A 24,210-nucleotide genomic window follows, 5' to 3' on the forward strand; every position below is an offset into this window, starting at 1 on the left:
GTGATGGGGATCGTACAGCAATTCCCATCACTCTTTGCTACTTTATGGAGGGGTATATGAAAAAACCAAGAATGATCTGGACTGGCACGCTCCTTTGCCTTTTATTACTCACAGCCTGCCAGTCGGCTCCAGACAAACCCACAAACTCAGATACCGGCAACAATTCTGACTCCTCTGTCTCACAGTCCAGTAATCCAGTTGAGAATAATACAGATGCAGGAAGCGATATTGCCTCCATTTCAGATGCAAATATGGAACTGGTGCGCGGTGTAAATGGAATAGCGATAGAAGAAACCATAACCACGGCTGATGGGAAACAGATAATCCTCAATGCTCAGGTTGATACCGAAAATGTCGAAAGTGTTAGGCAGTATCAGTATGAGGTGCTTCCTGTTACGGACGAACTACGCAAAACGCTATTCACTACATTTTTTGGCGAGCGCGCTTCTGAGGCTATTTACGACCAGCGAAATGATGTCTGGGAACTTCACAACTCTGAATCAATTGGTGACTATTACCTCTATGAGCACACTATGGCCATGGCCGGAGAGAGTATTCCTGGAGAGGAAATCTTTACATTGCAATACCGGGATGTAAACCTTTATCCCTTTGAAGATAACCTTTTGCCCTCCTTGGCAGAATGTGGTGTATCTATCCCACTGGAGGATGTAATTTCTTTGTGTGGTACCATTACAGATGCCATTGCCCCTCAGAATAGTTATTTCGCTGATACTGTGTTGCCTTACGGCAATCAAGGGCGTCGGCCTTACTACAAGATTTTTTTCCGACGCACCGCAGATGGAATGCCCATCACTGGTTACAACGATCTTTCTTTTTGGGTGGATAGTAATGGTATCCAAACAATTAGCGGCGCTCTTTATGAACTGACATCCCAGCCGATTTCCTCTGACCTTCTTACCCTTGAGGATGCAGTTTCGACCTTGCAGGAAAATGCCACACTTATTGATTTCTATGGTGAAGATACCCTTACTGTCGGTGCCATTTCTTTAGAATATATTGTAACGCTGACTGAAACACAAGAGGCGGTTGTTGTTCCTGCTTGGCGTTTTCAAATTGGATCTGATGATGATGCCTTGATGATTAACCGTATGCGAGTTCTGGCTGTGAATGCGGTCACAGGGGAACTGATTCAAGGAGAGCGGGGGATGAATTTTTGAGTAAATCTTTGCGTTTTCGGCTTCACGCCTCCATTTTCTCCTGGCCGATGCTGGCCAGCATCATGGTAGGAGCATTCCTACTTTTATGGAATCAGATTTACTACTGGATTATTTACTGTATTTCGTATGAACCCATTCCCTTGAGCGCAACATGCACAACTTTTCTCGACTCCATTTTTAAGGCAAACGACTTGGGTGGTTTTGGCATTTTCGCTGCGATTCTGGCTGTCCTGCCTGCATCCACTCTATTCTGTGAAGATTACAACAGCGGTTACTGCAAGGCAATTTTGTGTCGGGTAGAGCGGAAACGCTATCTTCAGGAGACCTTACTCTGTTCTGGCATTTCGGGCGGGTTAGCTGTTTTTCTTCCCGTTCTACTCAGCGATATAGTTTGGATTATAAATGGTGATCCGAACACCGGGGAACAGATGGGAATCAACTATTTTACAGTCTTTGATGAAACTGTGTATCGGGAACTACAGTTTGTCTGGAACGGCCTTTTTCTGGTGCTGTTCCTGCTCCTGCTGGCTTTTCTGTTTGGCGCATCCTGGTCTGTAATTGGGCTTTGCGTTTCTGCGCTTATTCCGAATCGCTACATTACTCTGGCTGCTCCCTTTGCACTGTTCTTCGGCACACACCTGATTCTCTACCGATTGGGTGAACCGCTACTGTTTAGCCCCGCCAATGTTTTGATGCCGGCTACGGACTTCATTCCATTCCCAGCCTTTCCACTGTTGTACCAGTTGGGGATGCTGGCGCTGGCCTCTATTTTATGTTGGAAGCTGCTTGAAAGGAGGCTGTGGGATGTTTAAGATCTGTGCACATCAATTCCGCCAGGCCTTTCTTTCGCCACGGCTGTACTTAGCACTGATCTTGGGCTGTACTATTCAAATCATCAGTGCGTTTCCTCTGTTGGATTTTTCAAAAGCCATGGGTGAACCCCTTGGAATTTTTGAGGCATTCATTTATTTCAATACCGATACCTACACAGCTACCTGCGCTTTTCTGGGTGCTGTTCTGATGGTGTCCGACATACCATTTTCCAGCCAGAACGAAACATACACCCTTCTGCGAGTATCCCGCAAGACCTGGGTCGCTGGAAAAGTTCTCTATTTGCTCGGCATCAGCGCAGTGTATTATCTTGTGCTGTTTATTGCTGGCGCATTGTTTATTTCAGAAAATTCCTTTGCCGCTAATGTATGGAGTTTGCCTCTCTCTGTGCTTGTGCAGAATCGGGCGCCTGAACTGGCCTGGGAATACCAGGTTTCCTTCCCATACGGGCATTTGATGACACTGACACCAGCCATAGCCTGCGTATTAAGTTACCTGCTTAGTGTGTGCTATGTTTTTGTAATGAGTCTCATCATTTTCTGGCTTAATCTGCGCATCTCTAAGGTACTCAGTTACCTTGCTGCTATACTGGTTCATGTGGCAGGGTACATTCTGACAATCGGGTTTTTGACTGATTCTTACCGAAAGTTTTCGCTTTTGGCGAACAGCCTGCTCATGTATCACAATGTCAGCGGCTCAGAAGCGGAAACCGCATACCTGACACTGCCTCAATCGTTCCTGGTCTATGCTGCCGCTGCTGTGGTGCTGTTTCTTTTGATTCTACATGCAATCCACAGTTACGATTTCCGTATTACAGTGGGGACAAAGCAATGAAAGGACGCCTATTTACACGGGTCTTTGACCGTCATACACTGACCTGCTATCTTACCGCAATAGCCCTCATGCTGTTCCTTGTGGGCGGCCACCGCTCTCCGCTGTTATTCTTCCTGGGGGTTTCCACCCAAGATGGTGCTGGTGGGCTGGACATTCTGAAAACTATGGAATGGAATTTATGTGTCCTTCCGCCCGTCTCGGCAAGCCTTCTTTTCCTGATGCCAGAGCTTGGAACACTAAGCACCTATACCGTCTTACGTTCCAAGAACATACGCAGTTGGTGGCTAATGCGGCTGGCTGCTGTGGTCATAATAAATTATGTATTTTTTCTCTTTGCACTGATCATACTGTCCCTGATTCCTGGCTCGGATTTGTTGTGGGCAAAATGGTGTACAGTAGTGGTGCTGTTCCCACTGCACACCACACTTCTCTCAGTTCTCTGTGCTGGTGGTATGATTCTGTCTGCAAGTCGGGCAGCAATCACTCTTTATCTTTTAGTAGAGTGTGGTCTGTTAGCTGTTGGAATGGCTTATCCACCAGTCAGCTTATTTCTCCCACCCTATTGGGGTATGGCACAGGCAATGGGCAACAATTTCGGTCCTGCGGTGGCAATCAGCTTGTTTCTGTTGATAGTGCTGAACCTTGGCATCGTGTACTGGCTGGGCCAGCATAATCCAGCAGCAAATCCGCAAAGCAAGTAATTGGAGGAATATTATGGAATCAATTATTGAAGTACAGGATGTTACGAAGTCCTTTAAGGGAGCTACTGTACTCCACCAAATCAATGTCTCCTTTGAGAAAGGCAAGATTCATGGAATCATTGGGCGAAATGGTTCAGGAAAAACAGTGTTGATTAAAACCATCTGCGGCCTGATCCATCCGGATCAAGGAAAGGTGATTGTTGACGGAAAAGTCATTGGGAAAGATGTGGATTTTCCAGAGAGCATTGGCGCCATCATTGAGGCTCCTGGATTTTTGCCCTCGGCCAGTGCTTATCGAAACTTATCATATCTGGCCTCACTGCGGGGACGTATTGGAAAAGACGAGATCCGTGCTGCAATATCCTTTGTCGGACTTAACCCAGATGACAAAAAAACGGTGGGAAAATACTCCCTTGGCATGAAGCAACGCTTAGGGCTTGCCCAGGCTATCATGGAAGATCCAGATATTCTATTGCTGGACGAGCCAATGAACGGTCTGGATAATAGTGGTGTCTCGGAAATGCGGAATTATCTGCTGCAGCTCCGGGAGAAGGGAAAGACCATTTTACTGATTTCACATAGCTTAGAGGATATCAACACCCTTTGTGACACTGTTCATGAAATGGATCATGGGGTTTTAACTGAAAAAGCACACATTTCTTCTCAGCGACTTGGCCATGAACTTTAAAACCAAATCATACATCCTTTATTTTTCGATTTTTACATTGCTTTTATTTTCGCCTTTACTTAAGCTCAAGAGATAGAGCCGATGACCACAGTTCACATAAAAAATGGGCGGCATTTGGCCGCCCATTTTTTATGTAAGGAATAAAACACTCAAATCATTTTTATTTTGTAACCGTCAAAGGAGCAAGCGGATAGACTTCCATGAGATAATAGTGCTGGAACGTAGCGGAACGTTCCAGCACTATTTTGTACGGGGGGTCTTGCCATGACATCAAACAAATTGAAACACCAGGCGCAGCTGCAGGAATGGGTGGCAGCAATCCAGGATTGCCGGAGCAGTGGGTTATCCGTTCGGAAGTGGTGCAGGCAGCGAGAAATCAGCCCAAGCACATATTATCGCTGGGAAAGAGAAGTGCTGTCTGCAGCAGACAATATGGCACAGCAGAGAGAACAAGGTAGCGTTACCTTTGCTGAAGTGCCGGTACCAGGAGAGGAATGCTGCAACGAAGCGGAACATTCCGCTACGCTGTATGTGGGGAATGTGAGGATCGACATCTATTCATCGTGTGGGAGAGAGCAGCTGAAAACATTGGTTGAGATGCTGCACATATGCTGAACGATTTCAACTGCAGCTGCCCGGTTTACATCGCCTGCGGATACACAGATCTGCGGCGAGGCATTGACGGACTGGCCAACCTGGTAAAGAGCCAGTTTCAGATGGATCCCTTTCAGCGAGCGCTGTTTCTGTTCTGTGGAAGAAGGCGGGACCGGATTAAGGCGCTGTACTGGGAAGGAGACGGTTTTCTGCTGTTGTATAAGCGCCTGGAGAGCGGCAGTTTTCAATGGCCTCGGAGCACGGAGGAAGTGCAGGCCTTAACGCCTCAGCAGTACCGCTGGCTGATGGAGGGGCTGAAGACCGAGCAGCCGAAGGCAAACAAGGCAGTGTCCGGCCTGAGCGTGATCTAATGCCGGAAAGCACGGAAAGCATTGAATTTTTAGCCTGTTTTATGGTATTATTTACTCATGGAACATGAGAAGAACTCTGCCGTAAGCACCCCGGAAATGGTGACCATTTCGCGGGCGGAATACGATTCTCAGCAGGCACAGCTGAGTGAGCTAAAGCTCCAGAACCAATGGCTTCTGGAGCAGCTTGGTCTTGCTAAGAAGCGGCAGTTTGGCGCGTCCTCAGAGCGGCTCCAGGAGGGCTTGATGGACCAGCTGTCTTTCATGGCGAATGAGGCGGAGGCCTATGCCTATGGGACCCAAAATGCAACAGCGGAGCAGGTGGCAGTAAAGGCCCATGCCCGCAAGCGGCAGAGTGGCAATGTACTGGATATCGTGCCGGAGGGCACCCCTACGGAAGTGGTGGAGCACCGTCTTTCCGAGAAAGAGCGCACCTGCGATACCTGCGGCGCCGTGATGGAGGAGATTGGCAAAGAGGTACGCCGGAGTCTGAAGATGGAGCCGGCCCGATTCTGGATCCGGGAGGATGTGTACTACACCTACGCTTGTAAGCAGTGCGAGGCGGAAACAGGCGAAGGCAATCTCCGGAAAACATCCAAACAGCCGACGCTCTGCCCGGGCAGCTTTGCCTCCCCGGAGGCGGTAGCCCATATCATGACGCAGAAATTTGTTATGCACTCGCCGTTGTACCGCCTGGAGCAGGAGTTTCAGCGGCAGGGGCTGAAGCTATCCCGGCAGACTATGGCCAACTGGATCCTGCAGGCCTCAGACACCTGGCTGCGGCCGGTGTATGACGCCCTACACCGAAGGTTGTGCCAGGAGACTGTGCTGCACGGAGATGAGACCACGCTGCAGGTACTGAAGGAGCCGGGCAGGACATCTACGAGCAAGTCCTATATGTGGGTCTACCGGACCAGCGGCTGCGCTGAGTATCCCATTGTTCTGTATGAGTACCAGCCCAGCCGAAAGGCGGAGCACGCCCGTGCTTTCCTCAAGGATTTCTCCGGCTGGCTGCACGCGGACGGCTACCAGGGGTACCACAAACTGCCTGAGAGCATCCGGGTGGTGGGCTGCTGGGCACACGCCAGGCGAAAATTTGATGAGGCGCTGCAGACACTACCCAAAGAGAAACGGCAGGAGTCTCCGGCGGCAACCGGCGAGTGTTACTGCACCCGGCTGTTTCAGCTGGAGCAGTCTCTCGCGGACCTGACACCGGAAGAACGATACAACAAGCGGCTGGAACTGGAGAAACCGGTTCTGGACGCTCTGTTGGCATGGGCAAATGAGGCCAGCGCCAAGACTGCCCCCAAGTCCGCCCTGGGCAAGGCTCTGCACTATCTGCGGGAGCAGTGGCCCTATCTGGTGCGCTATTTGGAGGACGGCAGGCTGGAGCTCTCCAACAACCGTGCCGAGCGCAGCATTAAGCCATTCGTCATGGGCCGGAAGAACTGGCTCTTTTCCAACACCCCCGCCGGCGCCCAGTCCAGCGCTGTGATCTACAGTCTGATTGAAACCGCAAAAGAGAATGACTTGGATCCCTACCGCTACCTGGTTTGGCTCCTGCACAACGCACCGGGCCTGAGCCGGACGGATGAGGCTTGGGCGGAATCGTTCCTCCCGGTGAATGCGCCCCAGAAATGCAAAATTCCAAAACCATGATGAAAATGCCGACCGCCATCTCATTGCCTGTGCGCTGAGATGGCGGCCTTTTTATACGCCGGGAGATTTTACGGTTACGTTCTTCCAGCAACTTCATAATCAAGTGCTGCTTCATGTCCTCGTCAACGGCCAGCTCGTCGAACATGGGAGTGTAGTGTTCAATCACCTTTTCTTTGGCCCACTTCTCACCGGCGACGGCAGCCTTTATGGTATCGGTGTCCAGTATCATTTCCTGTTCGGCCATCGTGTCAACTCCTGTCGTTTTTGTTTTTGTTCCAGCATACCACAGAACCGGCAGAAAAACCAGCGCCGTCCCGGTTCCGCCGTGGACGACGCTGCTGTTATATTGCAAAGGGTTTAGTCCGTAACTTCTACATTGAGCTGGCCGGCGATTTCTTCCACAGACATTCCATTTTTCATTGCCAGTTTGACAATCTCCTGAATCTTCTGCTTTTTCGTCTTTCGAGGCTTGCGAGGCGGCTTTGGTGACAGAATTTCCTGTTTTTTTGCTTCCAGCACTTTTATACGATCCTGAGCAGCGGAAATCTTGGCATCATAGTCAGCTATGGCAGCTTGCTTTTTTTCTTCCAGTTCTGTAATGGACTCTTTTACCTTTTCGATTTTGCTATCTAACTCAGTGGCCCGCTCCTGTGGGGTGCGGCGTATGCGCTTGTTCTCAAGTTCCTCCATTAGTGAAATCTCCTTCCTGATTCATTATTGAATTGCCAAGTAATCAGTTAGACATATTCATCTGTATCTAAGAGTATCATATATAATACCGGAACACAAGAGTTAGGCATTGAAATCGATATTGGCATATGATTGATCTTATGAAACACTATATTGAATCCTATAAATGAACATTAAGCTCATAACACATTTTTATAACGCAGAAAGGGCCGGGAGAGGAATATTCCTCTACCCGGCCCTGTTGTAAATCCACACGGAATCTAACCCCAAATTCTATAAAGGGTTAGACGAATGCCTTGCTTCAACTTCCGTCCACTTTAATTAGGACATAAAAGCTATTGCCAATATCACAGGCTTCTTCTCTTAACCAGTTTTCCTTATAGGGAATCCCATAGAAGTCACACATATAGCAAACATCGTCGTTGCTCACGCCCGTTTGGCCCAGAGAGCCAAAGCAATGAATCAGGCAATTACCCTGGTCATTCCTGCGCTCCAGGAGCTGGAACCGGCCAGCGAGCTTTCTCTGCACCTTGCTCCAGTCCATTACTTCACCGCCCATATTCCTCGCTCTATAAGGACTGCCTCCTGTCCAGCCTCTCCCGGGATCAAGAATTTAATTTGGGTATTCTCGCCGTACTTTTCCGGCCTGCGCTCTTGAGGCAAATATCGCGCAAAGCATTCCCAGTCAGGATTTCTAAAACGACCAGTCAGCTTACACAAACAACCGGTAGCCGACCATTGATTACAAATGCGGCACGGAAAGCAGCGCATCCGCTCATTCTGATACGTCTGCGTCCTTTTGTTATCCGCCACCAAACATTCAAAGCGTTGGATCAATTTCTCATCATCTGTGACGATATAGAAAAAGTGCCCATAATGCAGGAATTGCCCCGAGATTATGGTGCAGCCCTGATACGCTTGTTGCTCTTTCGCTCTCTGCCACACCGGCGTTCGGTTTACAAAGTTTCCATACCACTCATAAATGGGGTCCAGAGTATACTGCTCAAACAGCGGATAAAGCTGTTCCAGTGTCTCCAAAGGAGTTTGTCCCCAAACACTGCCGTTCATCTTAATAACCGTCATTGTATGTACCTCTTTGATTTTGGTCAGGTATGCACGCTGTACTGAGCCTTCCGGAGATTGTCCGCACCATGCAGGATGACGGCGCCGCAGATACCTCTGCCATAAGGCGTATACTCCTCAAAAAAGAAGCTGTACGGCTGGCTGTCATCATAGAGGACGATCTTTTCCGTACCGCGCCACTGGAAATGCTGTTCCAGGATCTTTCCCAATTTGTGACGCAGAAGCCGGCACCCGGTAACCTCCTGGAGATTTTTCCGGCAGCGGAATTCATATCGGCGTGTTACCAGTTCCGGGATGGAGAGCTGGCGCCACTCGGCACCATCCATATCCTCTCCGGCCCCTGCAAAAGCGCGGAATGGCTCATAGGGAAGCCGCACATCCTCTTTCCAGCCATGCACCCTGTCATTGCCATCTTCCTGAAGCCATGTGAACCGGGTCTCCAGAATCTGCGTACCATCTGGTCCCTTTGTCAGCCGCAGACTGGCAAAGGAACCGCAATCACTCGTCAGTACCCTTTTATTCGGCTCCTGCTCCAACTTTTGCAGTTCGCTGCGCAGGATGGCAAACCGATGCGGGGACTTTTTCTCCCATGAAATGGTGCGAATATAAAGCAGTTCCTTGTCGCACCGCACTTTTATCATAGTCCGGTCATTCATATGTTCATTCCTCCTTTTCAGGAAGCGCCCCTGCGGTATGCAGGGCCGCCCGTTCTACCAAAAATGCATCTTCCACATATCTCTCCTTGCGGGAGGTCATTGCCGCACCGCCCAGGGAGTCGAGATACTGCTGCCCGTTCTTGGACTTAGAGATATACACATAAAACGGGCTGCTGACATACTGATCCCGTGCATAACAGTTGACATACCTCCTTGCCAGAACAGAGACTGCCCCCAGCTCCGTAGCCTTCTGCGTTGCCAGAGCGACGGCCATCTCCATGACCATCTGTTGCTCATCGTCATTGATGCCGGAGGTGTAAATGCGCTCCAGAAACAGCACCAGCTTCTCACTGACAATATGACCGCTCTCGGTTGTGTTCTCTCCGGCCAAATCAGCAAAAGAAAGCATCAGTTCTGTCGGCTTTTGAAACGCCCCTTTCGTCAGGCGAATGCAGGCGCGGGCCACGATCTCATCACCTTTTCTGATCAGGATGATTTTCTTGTTGGAATCAAAAGCCGCCAGCAGGCACTCGCGCTGGCTCCCCGTTCGATAAGACAAGCAGGTGCTATAGGGCAGCTCGCCTATCTGAATGGTGTGGTAGAAATCATCCGCTTCCTCGGCAATAAACTTGCCTCGATCCAACGCAAGGTTCTTTTGCCATGCGGTCTCCTGCTGCTCACTGATTGGGTGGTTTATTTCCCGGCGCAGATCGTCTGCGAAATATTTCAGCACATAGAACTGGCCCATGAGTTCAGCCTGTACGATCCTTCTGAGTGCCTCAATAGCCGCATCATTTCCCTGCAGGTAGTTATATAGCGGAGTCACCAGGCTACTGCCTCCTCGAAGCAGGAAGTCTGTGATACGATTTTGGTTCTGTTTCACAAACTCGTCTGAAATGGAGAGGCTTTCTTTCAACTGGGCCCAATCCATATCCGTGGTCAAGACAGAGGTTCGAACCTGCAGCCAATTTTCACACCCGGCAAGCAATGGCAGGTTTCTGGCCGCAAAGACCGCATCCGTTTCCGTCTGGAGATCCAGGACAAAGGGGCAAAGCTGGGTGTAATGAAACAGCATTTGCATAGCCGTCCGCCTCGTCAGCCCGCGAATATGTCCGAATCGCTTCCGATACCATTCGCTGAACGGTTGCTCCAGCAGGCATTGAGCCAGCTGAGTCAGTTGCTCATCCTCCGTGTATCGGCTGACCAGATCCCGCTTGAGGAGCTGGCGAAGCGTGAGCATACGCTGGTCTACCGGGAGTGGGGCCAGCTTTGCATACAAGCGGACATAGATTTGGTCCTGCTGCCACAGCAGCCGCATCTCTTCAAAGGTATATTGCTGTCCTTCCTCCAGGCAGTCAAAATAGCTGTCTGGGCGCTTTGCAGCATCGCAATCCTGCAAATTTTTTTCTGACAGGGAATTGATATTGCAGTGCTCACAAAAGCAGTCTTCAAACAGGAGCGCATAGCGGCTCAGAGAAAGGAAAATCTCACTGTTCTGATCCACCAACTGTAAAAAGTGCTTTTTCCGGTGTTCCACCGCATAGACAAGGATCGGGAACTGATACGAGCGGATCGCACCGAAATCCAGATGGAGGCAACCGGCATACAGTGCATTCAGGTAACTGACCTGATTGCACAAGATCTCCTCACGCTGTTCTTTGTTCAGCGGTGCTTCCTGTCTGATGAACCAGTTCAGATCATACTGTCCCGCACGGTTTTCAAACCAGCGTTGGAAAAAGATGTTCAAATCATCTACATCATGTTCAAAGACCTCCAGCAGCTGGCGGAACTTCCCGATATCGGTTTCCCGCAGCCATTGAAGTGCTTTCAGCCGGCCAGAATCAAGAAACACGGTCACGCCCTGCTGGTACAGCAGGCCGAGGATCTTCTGCAGCGGTGTATTCTGCTCCAGAAGTACCAGCGTCTCTTTTTCGTTGCTATGCCAGTTGAACAGGCAGGCGCCAAGAAATGGAAAGCGCATCATGTCCCGCTGATGTGCGGTCAGTGAAGAAAGTCCTTTCCAATCTGCAACAGGAAAAAGCCAGAGATTATCCAGAATAGCTTTTTCCTCTTCTTCGTACTTGACATAGGGCAAATAGTATTTCAAATACTCAAAAGTCAGCGCCGTTGGAACATTCAAAGACGCTGCCTCCAGTACCTGTTCCATCGGATACTGTGTCAGGCTCTCATGGCAGTCATCTGCCGATTTGAGCATCGGTTCGATCCTGTCATCCTCGATCTCACAGGTACACAAAGCATGGTACAAATCTGCGAACTCACCGCATTCAACCAGTTTCCGCTGAATTTGGGAGCTCCTGTTTTTCTTCAGCCGCGCCTGCAGTTCCAGCCGTTCGACCTTTTCGCACGCCCCGTCCAACTCGTTCTCAGAAAACAAGCCCGTTAGGCTCAGCATCAGGCCGTCAGTTTCCATGCGGCCCAGCAGAGACAAATGTTTCATCGTATTGGTCATGCTGCTGCACCTCCTTCGATCATGTTTTTCACCATATCCAATAGTTCTTGTTTTGGCCTGGTCTCGTACTTTGCCAGCATTCCGCACAGCACAAAGAAATTCTGTGTGTCTATCGGCGTCAGTTCCTGCACACAGCCGGCAGGCCATTCCAACAGTTTTTCATAGACCATATTCATGGCTTGCTGTTTATCTTCTTTGTAATAATACTTGTCTGCAAATTGAACCAAAGACATCGCACTTCCGTTATAGATCTGTGCCAGCTTTTCCTTTCTTTTCAAAAATTCCTGCTGCTTTTGCAGCATCTGCTCCTGCTCTTTTTTCTCTGCAGCGGCTTTTCGGTCGGCTTCAAGTTCTTTTTTGGAATAGAACCGCTTTTTCAGGCAGTTGCCATCATAGCCTCCGCTGTTGCCCTGGGCAATCAGCTGCCGCAGTACAGAGGCCAGGGTGGGCCTGTCGTAGAGCCGCTGAATCGTCGGGTCCTTCAGTGCGCTCCAGACAAATGCCGTATAGTGTTCCGGCTCCATTTGAAAAAACGAAGAGTCCACCCATTCGTAGAGCTTTCGGTGCTCCTCTGGGCCAAGGAAAGGCCGGGCAATTATGGTGCGAAAATTCTCGTTTCCGTAACCACCAGTATTCTCGCAGAAAAAGCGGTGAAAATAGAACCGATCTCCGAAAATCTCCTGCAGCTGTGTAAATCTGTATTGGTTCAGCAACTTTTCGACAAACCGATAGCATTTCCAGCTGGAAATACGCAGGGCATAGTCCCGAAGAAGCTTCAAAGGGTATGCGTATTCACCCTCCGCTCGGTGTTTCTCAAAAAAAGTCCACAGGTCGATTTTCTTCGTTTCCACCAGAAGGGTAAACGCCTCCTCGGTGTGCTGCCGAAAGCAAGTGAAATACTCCATGTAGTCGGCACCGGTCAGTTGCTTATACCGGGCAAGCCACTGTCCAGTAGTTGCCGATCCAAGCGAGCGAAGCATTTGCATCGTGAACAATTCCAAATAGGTGTCCCGCTTTAACTCGACTGCCAGGCAGTCATACTGCGGATCAAACACATCGAACCGATAATTAAATGACTGCTTGATGTTTCGGTTCATCCAAAGGATAGTTTTGGGGGAAGACGGTGAAAGGCTTGAATTTACAGCCGCCCACAAATCCCGATTGCCCTCATATTTGATGGAGAAATCCTTGTAGCGGGTAAACAGCCAACCAACATATCCATAGAGCGAATCCGGCAATGCTTCCGGGCAGTTGAGCAACATCTTGCAGCACGCCGCCGCAAGTTTCTCGGCAGGAATGCTGTTAGAGGATAGCCGGCACGGAATTCTATCCATCCACATTGCGAGTGAGTTTGTCAGAATGATTTCATCTGCTCCGTACCCAGCTGCGGTCAAAACTGCAAACTCCCGGCTGTCCTGTTTCATATTCATACAAGGAAGCTTTACCAGTGTTCGCAATACAAGATCTGCCTTTGACCGGCAGGCCTTCACCTGCTCAGCGTATGTGCGGATAAACCACTCCAGCACACCACAGTTAAAAGCCAGCGGCATCGTTCGCTCCGGACCAAACAACCGGAGCAGCTGTGCGTGCATCGCCTGATATCCTTCCTCCCGGTCATCAAACAGAGAAAGGACAAACAAGGCTTCTTCTGTCTTGGTGTATTCCGTCTTTGCCAGGGCATCCAACAGGGCACGCTGGCGCACAGTATCTTCCTCCAGATGATACAGAGCACCGCTCAGGTACACATCCCCATCAGCGATTCGCCGGATTTTCTGGATAAAGCCACTACGCTGACTGCCCACAAACATCTGGTCTGCGTGGAGTGTGCGGGTAACGGCAAGTGCCAGTGCCAATGCACGGACAATACGGATATCTGTGCCCAGCTTATTCTCAAACCGCTCCAGCACCTCTCCAGGATAGCGCAGGCTATACTGCTCAAAATAGATAGAGACATCCACATCTTGCTGCCAAATCTGGGCAGCTGCGATCTGGCGATAGTGCATCCTTGCCTTGTCGTCCTGAGAAGTCTGTACCACCAGTTCGGCAAAAGCATGATACAATGTCAGATCAATGGCTTTCTGATAGGCCGAGTATGCCGGCATGATTTCTTGATTCACAGTTGTCCCTCCTTTCGTGATTACCTGGGCCAGTGGCCCCCAGTGGAGTAGTTCCATTCGATGGTTCCATCGTCGTACTGGAGAATTCCATGCGCCTGCAGGCTCCAGCCATCGCGCACTCGCGTGAAGAGCGCCGTCGTTTCACACGGCCGGATTGCTTCGGAAACACTGGTGCAGCGATATTCACTGCCGTTGCGATTGTTATAAGTCTGGTTCACGATTGGCGTGATATAGGTTCTATCCATATCAATTCCTCCATAAAAACAGGGGGAGAGCGCCGAATTATGGCGCTCTCCCTGTTGCTATTGACTGGCCTGGTGTTCAGGCCACGCCTGCCATACGGAAAAATTCCTGCGGTTCCAGCACAGTGACACCCAGTTCCCGCGCCTTGGACAGTTTGCTGCCAGCCTTCTCGCCGCAGACCAGATAGTGGGTCTTACGGGTCACCGAGCTGCCAGCAATCGCCCCCAGCGAGGCAATCAGGCTGTTCATCTCATCGCGGGTGTAGGGTTCCACCTTTCCGGTCACCACAATGGTTTTCCCGGCAAAGGGATTGTCCTGCGTGTTGTTTTCCGCAGCCGGCTGCACCGGCTTCTGGATCTTCATCATCATCTGCAATTCCTCCCAAACACAGAAATTTTCTTCTTTGCTGAACCACTCATGGATATTATTGTGTAGCGTATCTCCAAAATCCGGGAGCTGCCGGAAGTCGTACCCGGCATAAACGGCATCCCGGAACTCGTCCAGATTACCGTGGAATACCTGGCAAAGAACGCCACTGGCGGTGTTGCCGATCATGGGGATGTCCATGGCAATCACATACCGCTCAAAGGTCGTATTCCTGCTCTGCTGAATGGCGCTCCAAAGGCGCTGCCAGGATCTTTCTCCAAAGCCGTCCATACGCACCAGCTCGTCTTTATGCTGATCCAACCGATAGATGTCCAGATAGCTGTGAATCCAGCCCCGGCCAATCAATTTTTCCAGCGTTGCTTCGGACAGTCCCTCAATATTCATCGCCTTTTTGCCGACAAAATGGACAAACTGCTTGAGCTTTCTCGTCTCGCAGCCAGCATTGTCGCAGAACAGCGTCTTGATCGTGCGTTCCTCGCCGTTCTCATTGCGCCCTCTAGTTTCGTGGATACGGGTGGGTTCCCCACAGCAAGGGCACCGGTGGGGGTATGCGCTTTCCAGCACAAAGCCGCCGCGGTCCAGATTGTCTTCCACATGAGGAATGATGAGATTCCTTTTTGATACCAAAATGCGGTTTCCTGGTGTCAGCCCCAAATCTTCGATAAAGGAAAGATTGTGCAGGCTCGCTCTGGACACCTCGCAGCCATCGATCTCCACCGGCGCAAAGACTGCGACCGGGGCAATCTCGCCGGTGCGTCCGGGCGTCCATTCAATCATCTGAAGCTTTGTTTCAAACAGATCATCCTCAAATTTGAACGCCAGTCCGTCCTTATAGTGGTGGCCTGTACGCCCGCAGCTCTTGGCGAAGGCCACATCATTGTAGGTGACAACGATGCCGTCGATAGGAATATCCTTGTCTCTGGCATACTGCTGCAGCTGCTTGATTCCATCCTCCGCCTCTGCCTGCGTCAGCGTTCGCTTGGTCACCAGATACTTGCAGGGGGTAAATCCCAGCGCAGAGAGCTCTTTCAGCCGCTCCGACTTGCGCGGCAGGTTTTCAAATCCCTCCAGCACAGTGAACGGCATGAACATCAGACGCCGCTCCATACAGGTCTTGGCATCCAGCAGGCGTACCGAGCCAGCCGCCAGATTGCGTCCGTTTTTGTAGGTTTCTCCGTTATTGTCCACCAGCGAGGCCTTCAGCTGTTCAAAATCACTGGGTCGAATGAATGCCTCTCCAGTGATCACCAGACGATCTTCATATCGGATATGCGCAGGTATGCCGCCAATGGCGCGGGTATTGTGGGTCACGATTTCGCCCACTTCCCCATCGCCTCGGGTAGCAGCTTCCAGCAATTCGCCGCCCTCATAGGTTAACTTGATGGTGAGCCCGTCCAGTTTGAGCATGAACATCACCTGATGCTCGCCCATGAAACGGCACACCTCCACAATGTTTTTTTCCTTATCCAGCGACAGCAGCGGGATTGGATGGTTGGTTTTCTCCAGCTTGCTGATTGCCGGATACCCCACCGTACTGGTAGGAGAGTTCGCCATCTGGATGCCCGTCTGCCGCTCCAGGTCTTGAAGTTCCTCAAACAGCCGATCATAGACAGCATCACTGATGCTGGGCGCATTGAGATTGTAATACTCATGGCGATAACGGTTGAGCCGGGCAGTCAGATCCTGCTGTTTCCTTATCAATTCCTGATTCATCACGCTACCTCCTCATTCAGTACACGAAACGCAATGATCAGCGTTTCTTTTCTGTTGCCGCCGTAGGTGAACGAACTGCACACACCATTTTCAAATGTCCAGGTGCTGGCCGGCCCCCACCAGAGCATGGCGCCGCGGCCATTATTGCCGGCATCGATCTTGTCAGCCGGCTGATTCAACACCTTCGTGCAAAATCCATTTGAGGTAATCCATGTGACCTCACGCAGTTGATTGATGCACTCCGTTCGGCGATGATCAACGATTTGCAGACGGATTCCGGGCCGCAGCGCGCGTTTCAGCTGATTCAAATTTTCGATCATGCGACATTCTCCTTACTGTTCCGTTTTTCCTTGATAGCGTAGCGGCCAAAATTCAATTCATGGATAATGCGTTGGATCACTTCGTCATCATCCCATGCGGCAAAAAGAGAAGTCCGCTCCGGCCCTTCCCCCACATGGACACTCACCTGTCCACCATAGATCTGCATCAACACATCCGTGCGTTGGGCACAGACGATTGACAAATTTCCAAGCTGTTTCATAATTTCTCCTTGTTCACACAACATGCAGCCAAACCATGACAGGACGGCGAAGGTCTGCAGTCGCATAATGCTTTCTGATATTGACAGGACGGTAGTGCCCATCCAAATCGCATTCAACGCTTTGCTCCACTCGGCCTTTATCCCGGGCCAGTTCTTCACGAACCGCCTGCAAAATACATAGGCGAGTTTTCAATGTGTCGCTTTCTCTGCAACGAAGCGAAGGGCAATACACATATTCGTGCGGGTTCTCTTTGAGCATGAAGCCATAGGTCATATACTGACGGCATTTACGCTCCCGCTCCCGCTCGATGTGTTTCACATAGTCCACGGCGCTTTTAACCCCCTCCGTCAAACAGAGGTATCCCATCTGCTGGCGCTGTTCATCGGACAAGGGAATCTCTTTTTTCTTTTGTCCCGGCAGCCCCTTATAGATGTGGAAGCTCTCGGGAGCATAGCGATAACCGCGGATGTTGTACTCAAATTTCAATTTGCTCAATGTAAAACCCCTTTCTTAAATGAATGGCCGGACGCCCCAAGGGACGCCCGGCCATTGAACCTGTCTCACGCGACTGCAGGGAGTGCCTGCGGCTGTATGACTTCCGTATTTTCCATTAAGTCGGCCAACAACACATCTGCCAGCAGACGGCCAGCCAGATGCCCAGTGTGGATAATCACACGGTCTTTCTGCATCTGGATAAATTCTTCATTCCGCAGCTCACGGCTCCGCTCGGCCAGCTTCAGGTCGCGGCCGGTAAGACGGGCTGCTATGACCTTCTGCCACTTCAGCAGAAATTCCGTTGCCTGTTCGATGTCCTCATATTGGCGGTCAAACAGGGTACGTTTCTGCCTCACAGTACCATCCGGCTCGATTTCAAGCGTGTAATAGGGGTCTTCCGGTTCATCCGTCCGGCGAAGGAACATGATGAAGCTCTCCCGGCGCTCGATGCGCTCATAATACCGCTCGCCGCTTCCGTCATTTCCGACGCAATGGTGGAGCATACGCCCCTCTTTGATGATGGCAAAGATGTTTTGAGGCGCAAGCACTGTGTAGTCGCCATCGCTGTAGGCATATTTTTCCTGCAGTTCCATGCAGATGTCGTTGACATGGGGATATTTCGCCGCCATTTTCGACGCCCGCTCCTCCAGACTCCCAGCTTCACTCTGAAGGACCAGTTCATCGTGCCGCTGGCGCAGTTTGCGCACACGGTATACGATCTCATCACTGGTGTCATAGTGCAGCCGTTCTGCCATAGCAAGGTAGTCCTGCCAGGTGGTCAGCGCCTGCTGGCAGCTGCCATCGAAATACTTCTTTTGCCGTTCCAGATAATTTTTGATCTGTACCACACTCATGCGGTCTGCGATAAACACCAGATCCCTGGGGCTGATCCGTTCTTTTTTGCTCCAGCACAGCATTTCATTCGTGATACACTGTCCCGTCCGCTTCTCAAGCTGCAGCCAGGCTAAAGTTTCTGTGTCTCCGTCCAACTGGCGCAGGCGGCGGAATTTGGGCGTATCCAGACCAAGAGCTCGAATCAACCCTGGCTCGTTCGGATGCAGAACCAATTTTCGCACACGGTCACAGGAGTTGAAGCACTCGTTGGTCAGCTTCGGCAGTCCAGCCTTCCAAATCTGCTCCATCTGGGGAAGTTTTTCCCATACCGCCAAGTATTTTTCAGGATCAGTGATGGGATGGCTTCGTACCCACTCAACCAAGCCGGTCTGGCGAAGTTCTTTTTTCCCAAGGCTGGGCAAAGTCTTTCCATACACCCGGCCAGACTGATACCAGCTATAGTTGTAATAGCAGGGGCTTCCTATGATCCAGCGCACTTCTCTTTGGCAGTACATTCCCCAGTAATAAGATCGGATTTCTCCGCTGCGGTCATAAATCGAACGCCGGATCTCATGCCAATAAGGTTCACTATTGGGCAAACTGTGCTTTCGATAGGTCCTGTTCGCCCAGAATTCTCGGACAACAAACCCATCTCTACACCGCTGGATAAGATAAGCATAATGCCTCTGCGTCTGAAAATAGCCAGTGCGGCCCAGCGCCTTAAAAACAACGGGATGCCGGCAACGGATGCAATGTCCCTCTTTGTTGTGGTAGGGATGCCCGGAAATAGGCACCTCCTTCCCGCAGAAGGTGCAGTAGCCAGTTTTTGCTCCGCCGCGCTTGTAGTTGTAAAATATAAAATTTTCCCGCACGGCCACCTTGTCGGCCCAACGGCCCCAGTCTTTCGGCAATTCCGGTACCTGAGCAAGATCTTTGTCCCACGGGTCGGTGATTCGCCTATGACGCTGATCCAGCTGTTCTTCTCTCACTTTTCTTTGAAAATCGAGGATGCCGAAGTATCCGCCACGTTCGCTGGAAAAATACTGCTGCACCATATCTGAGTCTCCTGTACTCACCCAGCAAACCGCATCATAATCCTGTCCAGGCCATTCCAGTCTGTCCAGCTTGGCATCTCGCCACTTCTTATCCAAATAGTCATAGGTAAGGAATTGGCGCTTCTTTTTATCAAGAAACACCTCATAGGCGGGATTGTCCCCATCCAATCGAAGATGATCCGGCAGATAAAGCGCCACCTTCAAAATGCCGTTCTGAACCATGCAATTCATATAGCATTTATACTTCCGACGAATGCGGGTGTACCCGGAGTAGGTTCTCACTTTTTCCGGCTCGTCTTCAAGTGCCACTTTTTTCATTTCCGGGGATGCCGTCAGTTTTGGCATCCCCAGAAGAATAGATTTCTTCAATTCATTTCACCGTCCTTTTTTCAAGATCGGCTCCATACCACTCATTGGGTCGGAGTTTCTTCCCATCAATGGTCGCCACCACAATCTGCTGGATACAGCCGGTGACCGGATCTTCCTTGGCAAACGCTAACACATCACCTTTCCGGCTGCCTTGTGCAACAGGGTCAACACCACGCACAACAGCGTATCCACAACACGCCACAGCTTTGTCCTTCTTCACATGGCTGTTCCATTTCCGTTTCGGATGATCGGCCATAAACGCAAGGCCAAGGGTGAAAAGTTCTTCCTTGGTCAGCCGCCTAAGAACCGTCAATTCAGTGCAGGAAATCTTTGAGTCGAATTCGTCTTCATCAATGTCGCCGCCAGCGTTGACGATATAGTATTCCGAGTGATCCACATCACTGTAATAACTCAGACAGTCCAGTGGGTCTTCTGCACAGTGAAAACCGCTTTGGCGGCAGTTGGCTTCTTTGGTCACGTTCAATCCCATCTGGAACTGATAGCCGATACAAACCATGCCAGGATGAAACCCTTTGTACGCGATCATACGCTACCTCCTTACCCAGCTTTTGCCACGCTGAAATCCAGCAAAGACATCTGGCCATCAGTAGAAGGCTTCTTTTCCGGCGCCGGTTTTGGTTCCGGCGTTTTCTTTTCGGCGGGCTTCTTTTCCGCTTTCTTTTTCTTGCCGGTATTTCCGGTAGTCTTGCCAATATAGGGCTTCGGCACAAACTTTTCCTCCTGCTCCTGGTCCTCCTTGGCATCCGGGTCGCGGAAATAATCTTCCGCCCACTGGTAGCACAAATCGTCAGGAATATCGCAGCCATAGCCTTGGCCGCCCTGTCCGGGCTGGATACCACTGGCCTTGAGCTCGTCCTGAACATAGTCCCACGCCTTCCGGCTGATGTACTGGAAGCAATGGATCATGGTTTTCTTCGGGTGCATGGTGAGCCGGGCAAAAGCCGGATCATCCAGGCAGAGCGTCTGGATATACTCCGAAACACACTCCTTCATGTTTCGACGGGTCAGCTTTTCCACATCCTTACTGACACGTTGCATGGAGGCGGATACCACTTCATCATCGCTCATAGCGGCAAGGCGGTCCATCTGCTCCTGCAGGGCCCGCTTTTTTTCTGCCTGCTTGGCCTCCCATTCAGCCTTGCGTTTTGCTTCGGCAGCCTTATGCTCGGCACGGCGCTTTTCTTCATCGGCATCCTTGGACGCACCATTTCCGACGGGCACATCCGTTTTGATGTCAACTGCATCGTCACATCCGCCATCCTCTTCCATGGGGTCATCCTCCGGCGCTTCCATCATCTCAGCGGAAACGGAGGATGCCGCATCAGAACCAGGCTGGGGTGCAGCTTCGTTCAGGGGCTGGACAGACGAACTGCTGACCGGAGGCACCGGCAGCTCGTCAAAGCTTTCCTCTTCCTCAAAGGCATTTTCGCCCGTGAGTGCAGTTGCCGACGGTTTGCGTCCCTCCTGCATATCCAGCGACATCTCTGAAAAATATCCCATAGTGAACTCCTTTCTGTAAACGAAAACGGCATGGACGGGCCAAAGCCCATTCCATGCCATCGTTACCTGTATCACAGCACATAGAGCAAAGTGCTGAAGCTGTCAAAGCAGTAGCAGACCACATTGGGGTACTGCTCCGCCCATTCTTTGATTTGTTCCTGTACTGCCTGCGCCACCAGCTGTGCCGAAATATTCCAGGGCGGCGGAACTGTCACCGTGAAATATCCTTGTTCTATGTTGGGGCGAACATCCGCATTCAGCTGAACGCATTGCTCCAAAAGCGCCTCCAACTGCCCCGCTTTCGTTCCTTTTACAACAACCATTGATCTGCTCATGCTCCTCCCGAAACCTTCTTTTTGGCGAGCATCGGAGAAAACTTTACCTGCTGAAACTGTGTATCTCCGTTCACATAGTAGTAAATTCGTTTCATGGGATACTCCAGCTCCACAACATCAGAAAGAGACATTGGCCGTCCGTTGCAGTCTTCCGGCAACTCCACGCTGAGTTCTGAAAACAGGCGTTTCAATACCTCGGCATCACTTTGATTGGTAGGACAATAGACTTCCCCCGTCCAGACCATGCGATATTGAGCCGCAGGCGGCTGCTCATAGCCGGCCTTTTTTACCGCTTCCATATCCTTGAACGCAAACGGAATCGCTTTCTGCTCGTCCAGTTCCAGCTGGTAGAGCACAAATCGCTGACTTCTGCGCTGGGGTTCCAGAAGGACGCCAAGCGCCTCCCGGCCATGGCGCAGAAATGTTTCATGCTCTTCCCGGGTCAGACCCAGATATTCGGTCAAACCGATGTTACTCTCCGCCCGGTGTTGCCATTGCTCGGTGCAGTCCTCAATATGCGCCAACTCACACCAGCCATTGAGGTACTGTTCTTTGAATGTCTTTCTTTCCAACTCCTTTCTTCGCTGATTTTCCCGGCGCAAGGCAAGCTGCCAATCATCAAATCCCTTATAGTTGGGGTTCCAGGTCAGCCGCCTGCAATTCATTCCGTACTTTCGGGCTGTCAGATAGATTTTTGATGCTCCCGCCATGGTCATTTGGTTATTGTACTTGTCCATATCGTGGGCTTCGATGATCTCCTCTGTACCGCTCTGCGCCAGAAGGGCAAATAATGGGTCCAGCGGACTTGTGTTATTGGCTCCGGCAATCGCAGCAAATGTGCGTCCAGTCAAACAGTGGGATATGTCGGCTTTCAGCAATCCCTCAATGACATACACCACACGGGCAGACGGATCACCAACCAGGTGTACCGGGCTTCCCGATGAAGCGCCGTCCCTCTTGGAAGAAGAAGAGAACCAGATGTATTTGGCGCCAGCTTTTTCCGGCGGGTCATCTTTGTCCTTCAGCGGCACATCCAGCATGATTTGAAACCCCTGTAATCTGCCGTCAAAACCAACGGCTGGAATCAAAATTCCAGATGTTTTTTTATAGAAGGCCATGGTCCAGTAGCCGCAGTCATCGCGGTAGAACCCCGGGACACCTTCCACCTTACAACCCATTTTTATCAGACGCGCCGTAATAGAGCGGCACAAAAAGGGCGGCGGGGTGCTCTTAAAGCCCAGCGATTCGATTTGTTCATCAGATAACCCACGCTTTGGTGACCGAAGATGCTCCCTATGAGCCGGCCGCAGTGTAAGCTGGGCCAACAGCAGGGATAGCGTCTGGTGGATTTCCGCAGGACTTGCTTTCTCTGACTGCGGCACAGTTTTTCGCTCGGAAGTAGAATGACAGCCGGCGTCAGCCCGGGCCCCCGAAAGTGAGGACCCGGTGCTGACCGTCAGCTTAGGAGCTTCATTCCCGGAGCGTATATGTTCTTCATGGCAGTTGTCGCACAAAGCTTCTGCTATTTCCCAATAAGCGTCCGAGGTCGTCGTATTGTTGAGCCGTGCATACAGCCCAAGCATTCCGCCATGCTCGCCGCAGTAATTGCAGCGCCACACATTTTTGACGAAATTGACATTCATCTTACCTCGACGGTCGCCACAGAACGGGCAATCCACATAGACACTATTTGACTGCTGGCGCCTGATACGCAGGTGCAGCAGTTCCACGACATCCATGATATTGAACGGAAATTCATCCGGGTATGAGCCCATCTGTCATTCCTCCCTTTGTACCCACGCTGGGGTTCATATCAGCCGGCCTTCTGGAGAGAATCGAGCACCAGCTGGGCGGCAGCGCGCACCAGGTTGTTCTTGCTCTTGCCCGGAATGAGATAAAAGCGCAAATTGACCGGGCGTTTCTCCGCCACCTGTGCAATCGTCATGCCACGGCAGATGCCATCATCCACAACGACCTGTCTGGCCTGTTCCAGCGTCATCACCTGCAGAAGCTCTTCCACAGGAGTATTCTGCGTGTAGGCCGGAGCCTCGTCCTGCACGGGCGCGTCGTTGCCCTGAGGTTCAATCCGCATCTCAGCCTTTTGGGCGGGCAGCGGCAGTTCATCCGTCTGCTCCACGGCTCCCGGTTCAGCGGCAGCCATCACAGTATCCGTGGGCACCACTTTCTCCGCCTTGACAGGCTCCACCGGCTCCACAGGCGGGGCCGTCACAGCCGTTTTCGGGGCCACAGACGCCCTCTGCTGCGTTTTAAGGTCGCTGGCAGGGGAATCACCAACAGCGGGCGCAACAGGTTTCTGAGGGGTATTGACAGGCGCCTGGCGCGGTTCCGTGCGCTCCACCTGAACAGGGACAGTCTCAGCCGCCTTTTTCTCGGCGGCGTTGGCTTTCTTCTGCTCGGCGGCCTGTGCGTCGGCGTTGATGAGCTGAATACCGAAGCCGGCATCCGTGAGAGCCTGACTCAAAGCCTCATTCTGTGCGCCTCGGATAAAGTCACGGTTGTCCTGAAGCTGCTGTTGGGCCACGCTCATGCTGAAAGGCTCGGCATCGCCACGATCCAAAAACACCCGGGCCTCGAAAATCGCCATCTGTTCGGTGATCCGCAGCGCCGTCACGCGCATACGGCCATTGGGATGGGCCATACGGAACCACAGCTTCTGATAGGGCAGATCCAGTCTCATGCTGTCCTTGGTGCGGCGGAGGAACTTGAGCGGGTCAAAGCCCGGCACCTTGTTCAACTCTGCTACGGCGGGTACGGCCTCATACATGGTTTTGGGATTGCTGCTTTCGTTCATCTTGCAAACTCCTTCCTGTTAAATAAAATAGGAGA

The 24,210-nt window shown here is 51.3% G+C and carries 25 protein-coding genes and 1 pseudogene; 8 read left to right on the forward strand and 18 right to left on the reverse strand.

All coding sequences use genetic code 11. The features are described 5' to 3' along the window. The first annotated feature begins 56 nt into the window (after positions 1 to 56). From E0E41_RS04210 to tnpC, 8 genes are all read left to right on the forward strand, one after another. Entirely contained in the window at positions 57 to 1,178 is a 1,122-nt protein-coding gene (locus E0E41_RS04210; RefSeq protein ID WP_130868859.1) for a hypothetical protein, read from the forward strand. Next, positions 1,175 to 1,990: a hypothetical protein gene (locus E0E41_RS04215; protein WP_130868860.1), complete on the forward strand. Its 816-nt coding sequence runs from the start codon at positions 1,175 to 1,177 to the stop codon at positions 1,988 to 1,990. The genes E0E41_RS04210 and E0E41_RS04215 overlap by 4 nt, the downstream gene beginning before the upstream one ends. Then, positions 1,983 to 2,843: a hypothetical protein gene (locus tag E0E41_RS04220; RefSeq protein WP_130868861.1), complete on the forward strand. Its 861-nt coding sequence runs from the start codon at positions 1,983 to 1,985 to the stop codon at positions 2,841 to 2,843. The genes E0E41_RS04215 and E0E41_RS04220 overlap by 8 nt, the downstream gene beginning before the upstream one ends. Continuing rightward, a complete protein-coding gene (locus E0E41_RS04225) occupies positions 2,840 to 3,544 on the forward strand; it encodes a hypothetical protein (RefSeq protein WP_130868862.1) in 705 nt (234 codons plus the stop codon). Before E0E41_RS04220 ends, E0E41_RS04225 begins: the two co-directional genes overlap by 4 nt. A 13-nt stretch (positions 3,545 to 3,557) precedes the next feature. Further along, positions 3,558 to 4,232: an ATP-binding cassette domain-containing protein gene (locus E0E41_RS04230; protein WP_130868863.1), complete on the forward strand. Its 675-nt coding sequence runs from the start codon at positions 3,558 to 3,560 to the stop codon at positions 4,230 to 4,232. Positions 4,233 to 4,496: 264 nt separating this feature from the next. Next, the gene (gene tnpA / locus E0E41_RS04235; protein ID WP_130868864.1) at positions 4,497 to 4,847 is read left to right on the forward strand and encodes an IS66 family insertion sequence element accessory protein TnpA; all 351 of its coding nucleotides are present in this window, start codon (positions 4,497 to 4,499) and stop codon (positions 4,845 to 4,847) included. Further along, positions 4,841 to 5,197, forward strand: a complete 357-nt coding sequence (tnpB, locus tag E0E41_RS04240; protein ID WP_130868865.1) for an IS66 family insertion sequence element accessory protein TnpB — start codon at positions 4,841 to 4,843, stop codon at positions 5,195 to 5,197. The genes tnpA and tnpB overlap by 7 nt, the downstream gene beginning before the upstream one ends. A gap of 96 nt (positions 5,198 to 5,293) precedes the next feature. After that, entirely contained in the window at positions 5,294 to 6,853 is a 1,560-nt protein-coding gene (tnpC, locus tag E0E41_RS04245; protein ID WP_438819463.1) for an IS66 family transposase, read from the forward strand. A 142-nt stretch (positions 6,854 to 6,995) separates the two neighbouring features. Here the strand turns inward: tnpC and E0E41_RS18840 are convergent. The 18 genes and pseudogenes from E0E41_RS18840 to E0E41_RS04335 all read right to left on the reverse strand — a co-directional run. Further along, positions 6,996 to 7,097 (reverse strand): annotated as a pseudogene (locus tag E0E41_RS18840) (helix-turn-helix domain-containing protein); the annotation flags it as partial. 113 nt (positions 7,098 to 7,210) lie between these two features. After that, positions 7,211 to 7,543, reverse strand: a complete 333-nt coding sequence (locus E0E41_RS04255) for a hypothetical protein (RefSeq protein WP_130868867.1) — start codon at positions 7,541 to 7,543, stop codon at positions 7,211 to 7,213. A gap of 301 nt (positions 7,544 to 7,844) precedes the next feature. After that, complete coding sequence (locus E0E41_RS04260; RefSeq protein WP_130868868.1) at positions 7,845 to 8,087, reverse strand: hypothetical protein; 243 nt, start codon at positions 8,085 to 8,087, stop codon at positions 7,845 to 7,847. Beyond that, complete coding sequence (locus tag E0E41_RS04265; RefSeq protein WP_130868869.1) at positions 8,087 to 8,626, reverse strand: hypothetical protein; 540 nt, start codon at positions 8,624 to 8,626, stop codon at positions 8,087 to 8,089. Before E0E41_RS04265 ends, E0E41_RS04260 begins: the two co-directional genes overlap by 1 nt. A 23-nt stretch (positions 8,627 to 8,649) precedes the next feature. Further along, complete coding sequence (locus tag E0E41_RS04270) at positions 8,650 to 9,282, reverse strand: hypothetical protein (protein ID WP_130868870.1); 633 nt, start codon at positions 9,280 to 9,282, stop codon at positions 8,650 to 8,652. Positions 9,283 to 9,286: 4 nt separating this feature from the next. Next, a complete protein-coding gene (locus tag E0E41_RS04275) occupies positions 9,287 to 11,752 on the reverse strand; it encodes a hypothetical protein (RefSeq protein WP_130868871.1) in 2,466 nt (821 codons plus the stop codon). Beyond that, on the reverse strand, positions 11,749 to 13,869 hold the full coding sequence (locus E0E41_RS04280; protein ID WP_130868872.1) for a hypothetical protein: 2,121 nt from the start codon (positions 13,867 to 13,869) through the stop codon (positions 11,749 to 11,751). Before E0E41_RS04280 ends, E0E41_RS04275 begins: the two co-directional genes overlap by 4 nt. A gap of 20 nt (positions 13,870 to 13,889) precedes the next feature. Further along, positions 13,890 to 14,114 (reverse strand): hypothetical protein, encoded by a 225-nt coding sequence (locus tag E0E41_RS04285; RefSeq protein WP_130868873.1) that lies wholly within the window; start codon positions 14,112 to 14,114, stop codon positions 13,890 to 13,892. A gap of 76 nt (positions 14,115 to 14,190) precedes the next feature. Continuing rightward, complete coding sequence (gene ligA / locus E0E41_RS04290) at positions 14,191 to 16,212, reverse strand: NAD-dependent DNA ligase LigA (RefSeq protein WP_130868874.1); 2,022 nt, start codon at positions 16,210 to 16,212, stop codon at positions 14,191 to 14,193. After that, entirely contained in the window at positions 16,212 to 16,532 is a 321-nt protein-coding gene (locus E0E41_RS04295) for a hypothetical protein (RefSeq protein WP_007713133.1), read from the reverse strand. The genes ligA and E0E41_RS04295 overlap by 1 nt, the downstream gene beginning before the upstream one ends. Then, positions 16,529 to 16,753 carry a hypothetical protein gene (locus E0E41_RS04300; RefSeq protein ID WP_130868875.1) on the reverse strand — a complete coding sequence of 75 codons (225 nt, stop codon included), beginning with the start codon at positions 16,751 to 16,753 and terminating at the stop codon, positions 16,529 to 16,531. Before E0E41_RS04300 ends, E0E41_RS04295 begins: the two co-directional genes overlap by 4 nt. A gap of 13 nt (positions 16,754 to 16,766) precedes the next feature. Then, positions 16,767 to 17,249 (reverse strand): hypothetical protein, encoded by a 483-nt coding sequence (locus E0E41_RS04305; RefSeq protein ID WP_040411903.1) that lies wholly within the window; start codon positions 17,247 to 17,249, stop codon positions 16,767 to 16,769. A gap of 65 nt (positions 17,250 to 17,314) precedes the next feature. Continuing rightward, complete coding sequence (locus E0E41_RS04310) at positions 17,315 to 19,507, reverse strand: PcfJ domain-containing protein (protein ID WP_130868876.1); 2,193 nt, start codon at positions 19,505 to 19,507, stop codon at positions 17,315 to 17,317. Position 19,508: 1 nt separating this feature from the next. Continuing rightward, the gene (locus tag E0E41_RS04315; RefSeq protein ID WP_130868877.1) at positions 19,509 to 20,054 is read right to left on the reverse strand and encodes a DUF7666 domain-containing protein; all 546 of its coding nucleotides are present in this window, start codon (positions 20,052 to 20,054) and stop codon (positions 19,509 to 19,511) included. 11 nt (positions 20,055 to 20,065) lie between these two features. Next, positions 20,066 to 21,028, reverse strand: coding sequence for a PcfK-like family protein (locus E0E41_RS04320; RefSeq protein ID WP_165450497.1), 963 nt, complete (start codon positions 21,026 to 21,028; stop codon positions 20,066 to 20,068). Positions 21,029 to 21,099: 71 nt separating this feature from the next. Further along, positions 21,100 to 21,363 (reverse strand): hypothetical protein, encoded by a 264-nt coding sequence (locus E0E41_RS04325; protein ID WP_130868878.1) that lies wholly within the window; start codon positions 21,361 to 21,363, stop codon positions 21,100 to 21,102. Next, positions 21,360 to 23,138, reverse strand: a complete 1,779-nt coding sequence (locus E0E41_RS04330; RefSeq protein WP_130868879.1) for a YodL domain-containing protein — start codon at positions 23,136 to 23,138, stop codon at positions 21,360 to 21,362. Before E0E41_RS04330 ends, E0E41_RS04325 begins: the two co-directional genes overlap by 4 nt. A 38-nt stretch (positions 23,139 to 23,176) precedes the next feature. Continuing rightward, a complete protein-coding gene (locus tag E0E41_RS04335; protein WP_130868880.1) occupies positions 23,177 to 24,175 on the reverse strand; it encodes a hypothetical protein in 999 nt (332 codons plus the stop codon). Positions 24,176 to 24,210: the final 35 nt, after the last annotated feature.

The sequence above is a fragment of the Intestinimonas massiliensis (ex Afouda et al. 2020) genome, from assembly GCF_900626285.1.
Lineage (GTDB): Bacteria > Bacillota > Clostridia > Oscillospirales > Oscillospiraceae > Flavonifractor > Flavonifractor massiliensis_A.

Coding starts and splice junctions, on each gene's coding strand:
- E0E41_RS04295 (WP_007713133.1), bottom strand. CDS start 16,532: ATGATCGAAAATTTGAATCAGCTGAAACGCGCGCTGCGGCCCGGAATC.
- E0E41_RS04265 (WP_130868869.1), bottom strand. CDS start 8,626: ATGACGGTTATTAAGATGAACGGCAGTGTTTGGGGACAAACTCCTTTG.
- E0E41_RS04320 (WP_165450497.1), bottom strand. CDS start 21,028: ATGGGATATTTTTCAGAGATGTCGCTGGATATGCAGGAGGGACGCAAA.
- E0E41_RS04225 (WP_130868862.1), top strand. CDS start 2,840: ATGAAAGGACGCCTATTTACACGGGTCTTTGACCGTCATACACTGACC.
- E0E41_RS04210 (WP_130868859.1), top strand. CDS start 57: ATGAAAAAACCAAGAATGATCTGGACTGGCACGCTCCTTTGCCTTTTA.
- E0E41_RS04255 (WP_130868867.1), bottom strand. CDS start 7,543: ATGGAGGAACTTGAGAACAAGCGCATACGCCGCACCCCACAGGAGCGG.
- tnpB (WP_130868865.1), top strand. CDS start 4,841: ATGCTGAACGATTTCAACTGCAGCTGCCCGGTTTACATCGCCTGCGGA.
- E0E41_RS04275 (WP_130868871.1), bottom strand. CDS start 11,752: ATGACCAATACGATGAAACATTTGTCTCTGCTGGGCCGCATGGAAACT.
- E0E41_RS04330 (WP_130868879.1), bottom strand. CDS start 23,138: ATGGGCTCATACCCGGATGAATTTCCGTTCAATATCATGGATGTCGTG.
- E0E41_RS04325 (WP_130868878.1), bottom strand. CDS start 21,363: ATGAGCAGATCAATGGTTGTTGTAAAAGGAACGAAAGCGGGGCAGTTG.
- E0E41_RS04270 (WP_130868870.1), bottom strand. CDS start 9,282: ATGAATGACCGGACTATGATAAAAGTGCGGTGCGACAAGGAACTGCTT.
- E0E41_RS04260 (WP_130868868.1), bottom strand. CDS start 8,087: ATGGACTGGAGCAAGGTGCAGAGAAAGCTCGCTGGCCGGTTCCAGCTC.
- E0E41_RS04315 (WP_130868877.1), bottom strand. CDS start 20,054: ATGATCGCGTACAAAGGGTTTCATCCTGGCATGGTTTGTATCGGCTAT.
- E0E41_RS04300 (WP_130868875.1), bottom strand. CDS start 16,753: ATGAAACAGCTTGGAAATTTGTCAATCGTCTGTGCCCAACGCACGGAT.
- E0E41_RS04335 (WP_130868880.1), bottom strand. CDS start 24,175: ATGAACGAAAGCAGCAATCCCAAAACCATGTATGAGGCCGTACCCGCC.
- tnpA (WP_130868864.1), top strand. CDS start 4,497: ATGACATCAAACAAATTGAAACACCAGGCGCAGCTGCAGGAATGGGTG.
- ligA (WP_130868874.1), bottom strand. CDS start 16,212: ATGAATCAGGAATTGATAAGGAAACAGCAGGATCTGACTGCCCGGCTC.
- E0E41_RS04230 (WP_130868863.1), top strand. CDS start 3,558: ATGGAATCAATTATTGAAGTACAGGATGTTACGAAGTCCTTTAAGGGA.
- E0E41_RS04285 (WP_130868873.1), bottom strand. CDS start 14,114: ATGGATAGAACCTATATCACGCCAATCGTGAACCAGACTTATAACAAT.
- E0E41_RS04220 (WP_130868861.1), top strand. CDS start 1,983: ATGTTTAAGATCTGTGCACATCAATTCCGCCAGGCCTTTCTTTCGCCA.
- tnpC (WP_438819463.1), top strand. CDS start 5,294: ATGGTGACCATTTCGCGGGCGGAATACGATTCTCAGCAGGCACAGCTG.